Here is a 12,618-nt window from a genome sequence, read left to right as displayed (position 1 = left end):
CGCTCACGGGTCCTCCTCTGGACACGGCAATGGCTCTGGACACGGCAAGGGCGGGGTTGCCACGCGTGCGCAACCCCGCCCTCACGCGAATCAGGCCTGGCCGACCTCGAACCGGGCGAAGCGGGTCACGGTGACCCCGGCCTCGTCCAGCACGGCCTTGACGGTCTTCTTGGACTCCGTCACGGAAGCCTGCTCCAGGAGCACGACGTCCTTGAAGAAGCCGTTGACGCGACCCTCGACGATCTTGGGCAGCGCCGCCTCGGGCTTGCCCTCCTCGCGGGAGGTCTTCTCGGCGATGTCGCGCTCGTTCGCCACGATCTCGGCCGGGACCTCGTCGCGGGTCAGGTAGCGGGGGCTCATCGCGGCGATCTGCATGCAGACGCCGCGGGCGGCGTCCTCGTTGTCGCCGGTGAACTCGACCACGACGCCCACGGCGGGCGGCAGGTCGGCGGAGCGGCGGTGCAGGTAGGTGGTCACGGCGCCCTCGAAGACGGCGACCTTGGCCAGCTCCAGCTTCTCGCCGATCTTGGCGGAGAACTCCTGGACCACGGCGTCGACGGTCTTGCCGTCGAGCTCGGCGGCCTTGAGGGCGTCGACGTCGGCCGGGCGGGTCGCCTTGGCGACCGCGATGACCTTGGCGGCGAGGTCCTGGAAGTCGGAGTTCTTCGCGACGAAGTCGGTCTCGCAGCGAAGCTCGACCATCACGCCGCCCTCGGCCGCGACCAGGCCGTTGGCCGTGGTGCGCTCGGCGCGCTTGGCGACGTCCTTCGCACCCTTGATGCGCAGGATCTCGATGGCCTTGTCGAAGTCGCCCTCGGCCTCTTCGAGTGCCTTCTTGCAGTCCATCATGCCTGCGGCGGTCAGCTCGCGGAGGCGCTTCACGTCAGCGGCGGTGTAGTTCGCCATCGTGCGATTTCCGTTCCTTCTGCGGGGGGCTTTGCGCACGCGCCGCGCCCACCGGGTGAGGTGGGCGCGGCGTCGCGACGGGTCAGGACTGGACGGCCTCGGTGCCCTCGGCGGGCGCCTCGGCGGCGGCGGGGGCCTCGGCGGCGGCCGGGGTCTCAGCGGCCGGAGCCTCAGCGGCGGCGGGGGCCTCGGCGGCGGGCGCCTCGGCGTTGACCAGCAGCTCCTGCTCCCACTCGGCCAGCGGCTCGTCGGTGCCCGGCTCGGGCTTCTCGGCGCCACCGGTGCGGACGCCCGAGCGCGACATGAGACCGGCGGCGGCGGCCTCGGCCACGACCTTGGTCAGCAGCGCGGCCGAGCGGATCGCGTCGTCGTTGCCCGGAATCGGGTAGTCGACCTCGTCCGGGTCGCAGTTGGTGTCGAGGATCGCGACGATCGGGATGTTCAGCTTGCGAGCCTCACCGACCGCGATGTGCTCCTTCTTGGTGTCCACGATCCAGACGGCGCTGGGCACCTTGGACATGTCGCGGATACCGCCGAGCGTGCGCTCCAGCTTGTCCTTCTCGCGGTTCATCATCAGGATTTCCTTCTTGGTGAAACCCTGGAAACCGCCGGTCTGCTCCATCGACTCCAGCTCCTTGAGCCGCTGGAGGCGCTTGTGCACCGTGGAGAAGTTGGTGAGCATGCCGCCCAGCCAGCGCTGGTTCACGAAGGGCATGCCGACGCGGAGCGCCTCGTTGGCGATGGCCTCCTGCGCCTGCTTCTTGGTGCCGATGAACAGGATCGACCCGCCGTGCGCGACCGTCTCGCGGACGAACTCGAACGCCCGGTCGATGTAGGTCAGCGTCTGCATCAGGTCGATGATGTAGATGCCGTTGCGCTCGGTGAAGATGTAGCGCTTCATCTTCGGGTTCCAGCGCCGGGTCTGGTGCCCGAAGTGAACGCCGCTGTCGAGCAGCTGCTTCATGGTGACGACGGCCATGACCGGTTCGCACCTCTTCATCTGGGCGCGCCCTGGGGGCGCGCGGTCCGGTTGTCGCGGCACGCCGTCGATGACGCGCCGCCCTGGTGCTCCCGCCGGCGTCCGGACCCGCGCTGACGAAGCAGAACGGGACCGCCGGACACCGCGACTCGACTTGGGTATCGGATCAGCGGTAGCACGCGAAGTCGTCCCGTGCTCAGACGGGCCGCGGCAGAAGTGTACGCCCGAGCACTCCGGAACAACGAACCGACCCCGCCAGTTCTCCACAGCCCCCGGAGTTCTCCACAGCCGCCCGATCTCCCCTGGTCACCGAGCCACCCCGGACCCGACGCTTACCCCATGCCCCTGACACCCCTCACCGCTCTGCTACTGCTCCTCCCCGCACCGGGGTCGCCGCAGGCGCAGGCGGTATTGCCGCCGCAGGCGGTGTCGGTGTTGGTATCGACGCCAGCGTCGGCGTCGCAGCCAACGTCGGCGTCGCAGCCGGTATCGCAACCGCACTCGGTACCGCCGTCGGTACCGCTGCCGCTGTTGCCGCTGCTGTCGCTGTCGCCACCGCTGTCGCCGCCACTGTCGTCACGACCGCAGCCACCGCTGCCGTCGCCGCCGCCAAAACCACTACCGACCACGTCGTCACCGAAGCGCGAACGCCACACCTGGCCCCTGTCCCCACAACCCCCGGTGGTCCGCCCGTTCCACCCGCCCCCGACCCCGTACGGCGCCGGCCACCGAGGCGTGGACCTGGCCGCACCCCCAGGCGCGAAGGTCATGGCGTCGGCAAAGGGCACAGTCCTCCACGCAGCCCCGATAGCCGGCCGCCCAGTGATCTCCGTGCACCACGAGGACGGCACCAGAACCACCTACGAGCCCGTGCACCCCGCAGTCCGCAAAGGCGACCGCGTCACCGCAGGAACCCACCTGGGCACCCTGCTCCCCGCCCACCCAGGCTGCCCAACCGAAGCCTGCCTCCACTGGGCCGCGATCCGCCGCCCCACCCACTCCTCCCCCCGCGCCTACGCGAACCCCCTGTCCCTGCTCCGCCCACCCCGCCCCCGCCTGCTCCCGTCACCCCCACCCCACCAAGATCACGTGTCGTTTTCCCGCGCCCCGTCCTTTTTGCCGCACGCACACCCGCCCACCGCATTCAGCACGCGCACGCGTTGCGACCAGCCCACTCCCCCAACCGAACTGACTACGGACTCCCGCAACAAGGAAGCCACCTATTCCAAGACACCCCACACCACCACCCCCACCGACATTTCCCACTCCCACCAAAAACCCAGCCACCAATTCCCAGTGACAGGTCACCGGGAAGCACCGAAAATCCGGACATCAAGACACCAACTTCGCATCCCCTAAACCGACGGACCGTTCAGCCGAACACCACCGCAGGCGCAGCCGAAGACGTGAACAGGCATGGGTGCGGACGCAGGCACGGGCACGGGGGTGGGCGCGGCATGAATGCGGGTGCAGTCGCGGCGCGGGCGCAGACGCAGTCACTAACGTGGGCGCGAGCGCGGCAACGGATCCGAATACGGGCACCAAGCCGGGTTCGGCAGGTCCACCCTGCCCCAGCTCAAGCCTCGATCGAGATCTTCGCCCTCGGTCACGCCTCAGGTCCCAGCCCTGACGCAGGTACCGGACCCGGTACTGCCATCCCCGTCCTGCCGCAGGATCAGACTTGTCGCAGGATCAGGCTTGTCGCCAGGTCAAACAGGTCGCCGGTCAGGCCTGTCGCGGGTCGCGTGATCAGGTTTCGAGCTGCTCGTTGATCTTCGTGCGCAACCGGAGCACTGCCCTGGTGTGCAGCTGGCAGACGCGGGACTCGGTGACCCCGAGGACCTTGCCGATCTCGGCCAGCGTGAGGTTCTCGAAGTAGTACAGCGTGACCACGACCCGATCCCGCTCGGCGAGCTGGGCGATGGCGTCGGCGAGCTGCCGACGGCTGTCCTGGTCGACCAGCGAGGCGACCGGGTCCTCGGCGCCTTCGTCGGGCAGCGACTCCGCCAACGAGGAGCCCGCACTTCCGGCGGCCCGACCTGCGGCGATCAACTCGTCCAGCGCGACGACGCTGGTGAGCTGGAACTGCGCGTACAGCTCCCGCAGCTCCCCGAGCCCGATCTTCAGCTCAGCCGCCAGCTCCCGATCGGTAGGCGTCCGCTGCAACCGCCCACCGAGCCGTTCCAGCGCACGCTCGACGTCCCGAGCCCTGCTGCGCACCGAACGGGGAACCCAGTCCTGCGATCTGAGGTCGTCCAGGATCGCGCCGCGAATGCGCTGCATGGCGTAGGTCTCGAACTTGAGTCCGCGCTCGGGCTCGAACTTCTCTATGGCGTCGACCAGCCCGAAGATCCCGGACTGGATCAGGTCGGCGACGTCGACGTGCGCGGGCAACCCGGTCCCGACCCGCCCGGCGACGTACTTGACCAGCGGCGCGTAGTGCAGCACCAACCGATCCCGGAGCCCCTGCTCGCGGGACTGCCCGTAGGTGTGCCACAGCGCGATGATCCCGGCTTCGACGTCATCGGCGGTCCGCGACTCGGCAGCAGCGTGAGCAGGCCGCCCAACCCGCACCTCACCACTCCCGGCCCCAGCCCCACCAGCCACCGCACCGGAAGCCCCGCCATCACCGGCGGCACCGGCATCACTGGCATCACTGACACCGGCCGCAATCCCGCCATCACCGGCGCCACCACCAGTCACCCCGGCACCGGAATCCCCGGCTCCCGAAGGCACATCCCCCTGCAAAGCGGGAACTTGCAGCTCAGCGGACCACTGCTCCGACTCGACCTGCCGCTGCCCCCGCTCATCCCCCTGCTGCCCCGGAAGCCCTTGCCGGTCTTGCCCATCCCGGTTGTCCTGCTGCCGCCTGGGGGCGGGCGGAGCAGGGTGGGGCGTCGCCGATCCGGACATCGGCGCTTGCGGCGTCGGCACTGAGGGCATCGGCGGTGGGGGCATCAGCGGTGAGGCGGTTGGTGGCTGGGCGGTTGGTGACTGGACGGTAGGCGGCTGGTCGGTGGTCTGCGGGGCGACGGCCTGGGGGGAAGCAGCCTGTGGGGAAGCGGCCTGCGGAGCGGTGGTCTGCGGGGAAGCGGGCCGCTGGGGGGTGGGCTGCTGCTCCTGGGGGCGGTGGTTCTGAGCGGCCGTCCTGGCCTGGGGGCACTGCGTGGCCGGAGCCTGGGCTTGGGCTTGGGCTTGGACCTGGTGCGGGGCCGGGTGGTTGTGGCCGTTCTTGGGGGCTTGCTGGGCTGGGGGTGTGGCCACGGTGGCGGTCCGCGATCGGCCCCCTGCGGCGTCAGGAGCGGGGGTGGGTTCGATCATGGATTGCCTTCAGCCGTTCGACGGTGACGTGTGTGTAGAGCTGAGTCGTTGCGAGCGTAGCGTGACCAAGGAGCTCTTGGACGGTGCGCAGATCGGCTCCCCCTTCCAGCAGGTGCGTGGCCGCGGAGTGGCGCAGGCCGTGCGGGCCGACGTCAGCCGAGCCGGGTGCCGCACCCATGACATCGTGGACAACCCTCCTGGCGGTACGCGGGTCGAGCCTGCCGCCACGGGCGCCGAGGAACAGGGCTCGATGCGAACGCTCCGTGACCAGGGCGGATCTTCCCAGGTCCGCCCATTGACGAACTGCCCGTTCGGCCGGGACGCCGAACGGAACAGTGCGCTCGCGACTGCCTTTGCCCAGCACTCGAATCACCCTTTGGGAGTAGTCCACGTCGTCGAGGTCGAGCCCGCACAACTCAGCGACCCGAACCCCCGACGCGTACAGCAACTCCACCACGGCCCGGTCACGGAGCGCAACCGGATCGTGCTGCTCCGCGCCCGTCGCGGCGGCCTCCAGCGCCGCCCCGGCCTGGTCCGGACGGACCACCACCGGCAGGGTGCGGTGGGGGCGCGGGGCGTTCAGCCTGGGACCGGGGTCGTCCGTCAGCAGGCCCGTGCGGGCGGCCCACGCGGTGAGCGCCCTGGCCGACGCGGCGCGCCTGGCCGTGCTCGTCCGGCTCGCGCCCTCGGCGTGCTGGGCGGCCAGCCACGAGCGCAGGCCGAGCAGGTCCACCGACTCGATGGCCGCGTCCCCCGGCGTCCCGGCCGCGAGGTGGACGAGCAGCGCGACCGCGTCGCCGAGGTAGGCGCGGACGGTGTGCGGGGACAGCCCGCGCTCCGACGACAGGTGGCGCTCGTAGGCGTCGAGCGCGGTGGCGACGTCGGACGGCAGCTCGCGGCGGAGCCGGACGAGGTCGACGCGGCGCGGGCGGCGGTGGGGAGGCGGGGACACGTTCTCTGACGCTGGGGCACCGCGCGCCCCCGGTCAAGCATCGCCACGCCCGCTTCCCGGCTGGGAACGCTTCCAGCCCCGATGGCCCCGACTGGCGAGCCCCACCAGCTCCATCTGCGGCAGCAGCGCCCGCACGCGCGCCGGTTCGACCCCGGACTCGACGGCCACCGCGTCGGCCGTCAGCTCGACGGCGGGGCTGAGCGCCTCGTGCACCCGCAGCGCCTCGCCCTTGGGCTCGCCGTCGTCGGACCGGCGGGCGCTCTCGACCAGGTCCACCCCCAACCGCCCGGTGGACTCGACCACCTCGGCCGCGCTGGCAACCGGCACGGCCTCGCCCGACCGGAGCAGGTCGTGGCACCCGAGCGAGCTGAGCGAGGTGACCGGCCCCGGCACGGCCATCAGCACCCGCCCGAGCGCGGTGGTCGTGGCCGCGGTGTTCTTCGCCCCGCTGCGCCTCCCGGCCTCGACCACGACCGTGCCGTCCCCGAGGGCCGCGATGATCCGGTTCCGGGTGAGGAACCGGTGCTTGGCGGGCGTGCGCTCGGGCGGGTACTCGCTGACCACGAGCCCCTGGGCGCAGATGCGCTCCAACAGCCCCGTGTGCCCGGCGGGGTAAGCCCGGTCGACGCCGCAGGCGAGCACCGCGACCGTCACCCCGCCCGCGCTGAGCGCCCCGCGATGCGCCGCCCCGTCGATCCCGTAGGCGGCCCCGGACACCACGGTCACCCCGGCCCGCGCGAGCCCGGCCCCGAACTCTGCCGCGACGTGCAACCCGTACCCGCTGGCCGCCCGGCTGCCGACCACCGCGACCGCCCGCTCAACCAGCCCTCCGAGCGGACCCGCGCCACGCACCCACAGCGCGAGCGGCTCAAGGCCGCACCGCCCCCCGTTCCGCGCGGCGTTGGCCAACGCCGTGAACGGCCAGGCGGGCCACTCGTCGTCCTCGGGCACCACCAGCCGCCCACCGACGCGGGCGACCAGGCGCAGGTCCTCCTCGGCCCGGCACTCACGGCGCCGAGCCTCGGTCTCACCGGCGACGGCCACTGGAACGTCCCCGACCTGGACGAGCCGCGCCGCTTCGACCGGCCCGACCGCCGCGACGAACGCGGAGAGCGCGAACGCGGGCGGTTCGGCGACGCGCGACAGGTACGCGCGGGCGAGCCGAATCGCGTCCAGGTCGGGGCGGCGGGTGGGAGTGGAAGCGGGCGCGCGAGCGGAGGCGGGAGTGAAGCGGGCGGAGGCGGGGGTGGAGACGGGTGCGGAGGCGGAGGCGGAGGCGGGTGCGCGAGCCGAAGGCGGAACAGGCGCGCGGACTGAGGCAGAGGCTGGAACGTGGGCAGAGGCAGAGGCCGGAGCTTGGGTCGATGCGGGGGCAGACGCGGGGACCGAGGCAGGGACGGGCGCCTGAGCCGAAGTCGGGATAGGCGCAGAGGCCGGAGCAGGGGCGGGCATGGGCGTGTGCACGGGCACGGAGGCAGGGGTGGCTGCGGCAGCAGGGACGGCTGGGGCAGCGGTTGAGACTCGGCCGGGGACAGCGGAGGTAAAGGCGGAAGCAGCGAAGGCGGGTGCACAAGCCGGAACGGAGACGGGGGTGTGGGGAGAAGCCGGGCCGGAGGTGTGGGCGGAGGCCGGGCTGTGGGAGCTGTTGGGGATCGAGCCGTGAGGGCTGTTCGGGGTGGCGGGAGAGGCAGGCGTGGCGGGGCTGGGAGTACCGCCACGAGGAGAAGTGGAGGTGTGGGAGGCGGGAGTGGTTGTGGGAGCACGGGGTGGCGTGGTGGTGGCCTGAACGGGGGTGCAGGGCCCGGCGGGGGTGGTGTCCAAAGCGCGGGTACCTGCCGGGGTGGGAGCCGTGGCAGGGGCGGAAGTAGCAACCGGGGTGATGGCAGCAACCGGGATGGAAGCGGCGGGTGGGTTGGAGGTGGCGGGCGGAGTAAGGGTGGCTGTCTGGATCAGGACGGCGGCGGGTGCAGAGGCAGTGGCCGAGGTGGGAGCAGTGGTGGGGACGGGATCGACGGTCGTCGTGTGAACGGTGGTTGGAGTGGGAGTGGTGGGCGCTGGGCGAGCGGCGGGCGGGATTGGGGTGGCCGTTGGGGTGGGCGGGGTGTGGGGGGTGGTTGGAGAGCGCTTGCCCGGTGTGGGGGCGGAGCGTGGGGTGGTTGAGGTCAGGAGGCGGGAAAGGGCTTGCTCTGCGGCTTGGAGGTGGGGGTTCTCGGTCATGGGCGGCCTTCCTCGGGAGGTGGGGGTGTGGTGCGGGTGGGGGTCACCAGGGTTGGGTGCGTTCTCGGAAGTCCAGGGCTGCGGTCACGTGGGCCCTCGTCGGTTCGCGGGCGCCGTCCAGGTCGGCCAGGGTCCAGGCCACGCGCAGGCAGCGGTCGGCTCCCCTGCCGGTCAGGGCGCCCCTCGACAGGGCCAGCTGGAGTGCGTGGGTGGTCGTTTCCGGCAGGGGGTGCTCGCGTCTGAGGATCGGGCCGGGCACCTGGGCGTTCGCCTGCCAGCCGTGTTCCGACCAGCGGTGCGCCGCCCGCGCCCTCGCCTCCGCCACCCTGGAGCGGACCACCGCCGTCGGCTCCGGGGGATGGGGGTGGGCCGCGATGGCTCCCTCCGTCAGGGGGCGCATCGGGACCCGCAGGTCCACGCGGTCGAGCAAGGGGCCCGACAGCTTCGACTGGTACCTGCGGCGGACGGCCGACGGGCAGACGCAGTCCAGGTCGCGCGCGGGGGCGCACGGGCAGGGGTTCGTGGCCAGCACCAGTTGGAAGCCCGCCGGGTAGCGGACCACGCCGTCGCTCCTCGCCACCCGCACCTCGCCCTCCTCCAGGGCCGTGCGCAGCGAGTCGAGCTTGGTCGCGCCGAACTCGCACGCCTCGTCCAGGAACAGCACGCCCCGGTGCGCCCGGCTGACCGCGCCCGGCTTCGCCAGGCCCGTGCCGCCGCCGACCAGGGCCGAGATGGAGGTGGAGTGGTGCGGGGCCACGAAGGGCGGGGTGGTGACCAGGGGTGCCTCCTCGGTGAGCAGGCCCGCCACCGAGTGGACCGCCGTCACGCTCAGCGCCTCCTCCACCGACAGCGGCGGCAGCAGGGTCACCAGGCGCTGCGCCAGCATCGTCTTGCCGGTGCCCGGCGGACCGGTCAGGAGCAGGTGGTGACCACCCGCCGCCGCCACCTCCAGCGCCCACCTCGCCTCCGGCTGACCGACCACGTCCGCCAGGTCGGGGCCCTGCGCGGACCCGGACCACGTCGGCGGACCGGGCGGCACCAGCGCGGTGTCGTCGCCGCCCAGCCAGGTGATCACGTCGCGCAGCGAACCCGCGCCGAGGCAGTCCAGGCCGGTCACCAGGGACGACTCCGGCAGCGCGGCCAGGGGGACCACGGCACGGCGCAGTCCGGCCGAGCGGGCCGCCACCAGGGCGGGGAGCACGCCCCGCACCGAGCGCACCCGGCCGTCCAGCGCCAGCTCGCCGAGCAGGGCGGTGCCCTCCAGGCGATCCGCCGGGACGACCTGCGCCGCCGCCAGCACCGCGCACGCCAGCGCCACGTCGTACCCGGTGCCGCCCTTCGGCATCGAGGCCGGGGACAGGCCCAGGGTGACCCGGTGCGCGGGCCAGGTCTGGCCGCTGTTGCGCACCGCCGCCCGCACCCGGTCCTTCGACTCGTGCAGCGCCGCGTCGGGCAGCCCGAGCAGCTGGGTGCCGACCGACCCCGCGCCCACGTCGGCCTCGATCTCGACCGGCACGCCCTCCACACCCCGCAGCGCCACCGACCACGCCCTCGCCAGCGCCATCACACGCCCCTGACGTGCCGCAGCCGCACCGGGCCTCCTGGGGGCCACTCCAGGCCCACCAGGTCGACCCGGACCGCCACCCCGGACAGCCGGTGCTCGCGCCGCCACCGGTGCGCGGCCCTGCGCACCCGGCCCAGCTGCTCCGGCGCCACCGCCTCCAGCGGATCACCCCGGCCGGAACCCGAGCGGCACTTCACCTCGCACACCACGAGCCGCACGCCGTCCGTGGCGACCACGTCCAGCTCCCCCGAGGGGCAGCGCCAGTTGCGGGCCAGCACCACCAGGCCCTGGCGCTCCAGGTAGCGGCAGGCGACGCTCTCGCCGAGCCTGCCGAGCACGTGCGACGCGGTCACGGTGACCTCCGAAGAAGGGGGAAAGGGGTCTTCGGGATCGACTGTGCGCCGGGGGAAGGGGCGGTGGCCAAGGGGAAATCGGGGCCTGTGGACAACTCCGCGGGCTGTGGAGAGAGCGGAGGAGGAGTTGCCGGGACGTGCTAAGCGGCATCCGGTGGGGACGCGCGAGAACTCGGAGAACCCGAAGGGGGCAAGCCCCCGGAAACGCCGGAAGGGGCCCTCCCGCAGGAGAGCCCCTTCCCGAGACCGAGACCAGGACGACCGGACGACCGGCCAGCCGGCCGACGTGCGCTGGATCAGGTGTTGAACGGCCCGCTGTCCGGCAGCCGCAGCTCCGGCTTGTCCAACTCCTCCACGTTCACGTCCTTGAACGTGATCACCCGAACGTTCTTGACGAACCGGGCGGGCCGGTACATGTCCCAGACCCAGGCGTCGGACATCCGCACCTCGAAGTAGACCTCGCCGTCCGCGTTGCGGACCTGCACGTCCACCGTGTTGGCCAGGTAGAACCGCCGCTCGGTCTCCACGACGAACGAGAACTGGTTGACGATGTCGCGGTACTCCTTGTACAGCGACAGCTCCATCTCGGTCTCGTACTTCTCGAGATCCTCTGCACTCATCACGCCTCCGCGCGGGTGTTCATCGATCCGCGCCCCTCCTCGTCGCGGGCCTGCCACCGCCGGTCTGCGGGGGTCCTCCATTCTGGACCACGCCTGCGGTGGGGACGCCGCGCGCCACCCGGTGCGGTGGTGGTTCCAGGCCGAGCCTGGCCGCCGCAGCCGCCACGTTCGCATACGACCAGCGGTGCTGCCCACTCGGCCCGTGTTCCAGCAGCGCCGCGGTGTGCGCCGCGGTGCCGTACCCCTTGTGCACGTCGAAGCCGTAGACCGGCAGCTCCTCGTGCACCTCGGCCATGATCCGGTCCCTGGTCACCTTCGCCAGCACCGACGCCGCCGCCACGCAGGCGGCCACCCGGTCGCCCTTGACCAGCGGCGCGTTGGGCGCGGTCAGCCCCGGCACCGGGAACCCGTCGGTGAGCACGTAGCCGGGGTGCGTGCCCAGCCGGGCCACCGCCCGCCGCATCCCCTCGACGTTCGCCACGTGCACGCCGAGCGCGTCGACCTCCTCGGCGGGCACCACGACCACCGCGTGGTCCAGCGCCCGCTCCAGCACCAGGTCGTACATCCGGTCGCGCGCGGCGGCGGTGAGCAGCTTCGAGTCGGTGAGCCCGGTGAACCTGGCCGCGTCCCCGGTCCGCAGCACGGCCGCCGCCACCACGAGCGGCCCCGCGCACGCGCCCCGACCGGCCTCGTCGACCCCGGCGACGGGGCCGAGCCCGCGCCGGTCGAGCGCGGCCTGGAACGCCCAGGTGCCCGAGGCCGACCGGACCTGGGCGCGCACTGGCTTGCGGATCACCAGCCGACCCTATCCCAGCCGCCCCCACCGGAGCTTCCTGCGCACGCGCCTGCCCAGCAGCAGCACCGGCCACGCGGCGGCGGCCCCGACGCCGATCGGCGCCGCGTCCTGCCAGGCGGGCGCGCCGATCGCGGCGGCCTGCGGGTCGTGGTCGTCGATGGACTTCCACCGCGACGGCGGCAGCACCACCAGCCGCGCCTTGCCGACCACGTCGGTCACCGGCACCAGCCCGCCCTCGCGCCCGTCGCCCTGGCACCGCGAGTCGCACGAGTCGTTCCGGTTGTCGCCGAGCACGAACAGGTAGCCGGGTGGCACGTCGAGCTTCGGGAACGACTCCTGGACGGTGCTGCGCCCCGGCTCCCAGTAGACGTACGGCTCGTCCAGCGGCTTGCCGTCCACCTTGACCCGGTTCTGCTCGTCGCAGCACTCCACGCTCTGCCCGCCGACGGCGACGACCCGCTTGACGAAGTCCTCCTCGTTCGGCGAGGGCAGCCCGATCAGCTGGCCGAGCGAGGCCATCACCCCGGCGAGGCCGCTGGTGTCCTGCGGCGGGTGGAACTCCTGGTTGACCCAGGAGTCCGGCCCGTGGAAGACGATCACGTCACCGGGCGAGACGTCGGTGAACCGGTACGACAGCTTGTCCACGAGCACGCGGTCGCCGTAGCAGCCCGCGCACCCGTGCAGGGTCTGCTCCATCGACTCGGACGGGATCATGTAGACCCTGGCGAGGAACGACTGGATCAGGAACGCCAGCCCGACCGCCACGAGGACGAGGACGGGCAGCTCCTTCCAGAAGGCGCCCTTGCGCCCCTTCCGGGCGCGCTCCCGCCACCGCTGGACGGCCTCCTCGTCGACCGGTTCCTCGGGTTCTTCTCCGGAGGACCGCCGGTGACGTCCGACGTAGAACACC

General features: G+C 72.4%; 11 protein-coding genes. 1 reads left to right on the top strand and 10 read right to left on the bottom strand.

What is annotated here, in order from left to right; all coding sequences use genetic code 11:
• Nucleotides 1–90: 90 nt before the first annotated feature.
• Entirely contained in the window at nucleotides 91–906 is an 816-nt protein-coding gene (tsf, locus tag LV78_RS09820) for a translation elongation factor Ts (RefSeq protein WP_253844544.1), read from the bottom strand.
• An 82-nt stretch (nucleotides 907–988) separates the two neighbouring features.
• Nucleotides 989–1,885 (bottom strand): 30S ribosomal protein S2, encoded by an 897-nt coding sequence (rpsB, locus tag LV78_RS09815; protein ID WP_253844543.1) that lies wholly within the window; start codon nucleotides 1,883–1,885, stop codon nucleotides 989–991.
• Between the two features lie 339 nt (nucleotides 1,886–2,224).
• Here rpsB and LV78_RS41990 point away from each other — a divergent pair, with 339 nt between their 5' ends.
• On the top strand, nucleotides 2,225–3,244 hold the full coding sequence (locus LV78_RS41990) for a M23 family metallopeptidase (RefSeq protein ID WP_372494837.1): 1,020 nt from the start codon (nucleotides 2,225–2,227) through the stop codon (nucleotides 3,242–3,244).
• 390 nt (nucleotides 3,245–3,634) lie between these two features.
• Here the strand turns inward: LV78_RS41990 and LV78_RS09810 are convergent, their stop codons facing one another.
• From LV78_RS09810 to lepB, 8 genes are all read right to left on the bottom strand, one after another.
• Nucleotides 3,635–4,459 carry a FliA/WhiG family RNA polymerase sigma factor gene (locus LV78_RS09810; protein WP_253844542.1) on the bottom strand — a complete coding sequence of 275 codons (825 nt, stop codon included), beginning with the start codon at nucleotides 4,457–4,459 and terminating at the stop codon, nucleotides 3,635–3,637.
• Nucleotides 4,460–5,180: 721 nt separating this feature from the next.
• Entirely contained in the window at nucleotides 5,181–6,158 is a 978-nt protein-coding gene (locus LV78_RS09805) for a tyrosine recombinase XerC (RefSeq protein WP_253844541.1), read from the bottom strand.
• 33 nt (nucleotides 6,159–6,191) lie between these two features.
• The gene (dprA, locus tag LV78_RS09800; RefSeq protein WP_253844921.1) at nucleotides 6,192–7,334 is read right to left on the bottom strand and encodes a DNA-processing protein DprA; all 1,143 of its coding nucleotides are present in this window, start codon (nucleotides 7,332–7,334) and stop codon (nucleotides 6,192–6,194) included.
• A 1,084-nt stretch (nucleotides 7,335–8,418) separates the two neighbouring features.
• The gene (locus LV78_RS09795; protein ID WP_253844540.1) at nucleotides 8,419–9,939 is read right to left on the bottom strand and encodes a YifB family Mg chelatase-like AAA ATPase; all 1,521 of its coding nucleotides are present in this window, start codon (nucleotides 9,937–9,939) and stop codon (nucleotides 8,419–8,421) included.
• Nucleotides 9,939–10,292 (bottom strand): YraN family protein, encoded by a 354-nt coding sequence (locus LV78_RS09790; RefSeq protein ID WP_253844539.1) that lies wholly within the window; start codon nucleotides 10,290–10,292, stop codon nucleotides 9,939–9,941. The genes LV78_RS09795 and LV78_RS09790 overlap by 1 nt, the downstream gene beginning before the upstream one ends.
• Before the next feature lie 296 nt (nucleotides 10,293–10,588).
• A complete protein-coding gene (locus LV78_RS09785) occupies nucleotides 10,589–10,912 on the bottom strand; it encodes a DUF2469 domain-containing protein (RefSeq protein WP_015804611.1) in 324 nt (107 codons plus the stop codon).
• Between the two features lie 19 nt (nucleotides 10,913–10,931).
• Nucleotides 10,932–11,708, bottom strand: a complete 777-nt coding sequence (locus LV78_RS09780) for a ribonuclease HII (protein WP_372494836.1) — start codon at nucleotides 11,706–11,708, stop codon at nucleotides 10,932–10,934.
• Nucleotides 11,709–11,717: 9 nt separating this feature from the next.
• On the bottom strand, nucleotides 11,718–12,617 hold the full coding sequence (gene lepB, locus LV78_RS09775) for a signal peptidase I (protein WP_253844538.1): 900 nt from the start codon (nucleotides 12,615–12,617) through the stop codon (nucleotides 11,718–11,720).
• Nucleotide 12,618 lies beyond the last annotated feature (1 nt).

Origin of the sequence: Actinosynnema pretiosum (assembly GCF_024171695.1) — a bacterium.
Classification (GTDB): domain Bacteria; phylum Actinomycetota; class Actinomycetes; order Mycobacteriales; family Pseudonocardiaceae; genus Actinosynnema; species Actinosynnema pretiosum.
This window is presented reverse-complemented; position numbering and strand designations above follow the sequence as displayed.

Coding starts and splice junctions, on each gene's coding strand:
- rpsB (WP_253844543.1), bottom strand. CDS start 1,885: ATGGCCGTCGTCACCATGAAGCAGCTGCTCGACAGCGGCGTTCACTTC.
- LV78_RS41990 (WP_372494837.1), top strand. CDS start 2,225: ATGCCCCTGACACCCCTCACCGCTCTGCTACTGCTCCTCCCCGCACCG.
- tsf (WP_253844544.1), bottom strand. CDS start 906: ATGGCGAACTACACCGCCGCTGACGTGAAGCGCCTCCGCGAGCTGACC.
- LV78_RS09795 (WP_253844540.1), bottom strand. CDS start 9,939: ATGGCGCTGGCGAGGGCGTGGTCGGTGGCGCTGCGGGGTGTGGAGGGC.
- LV78_RS09785 (WP_015804611.1), bottom strand. CDS start 10,912: ATGAGTGCAGAGGATCTCGAGAAGTACGAGACCGAGATGGAGCTGTCG.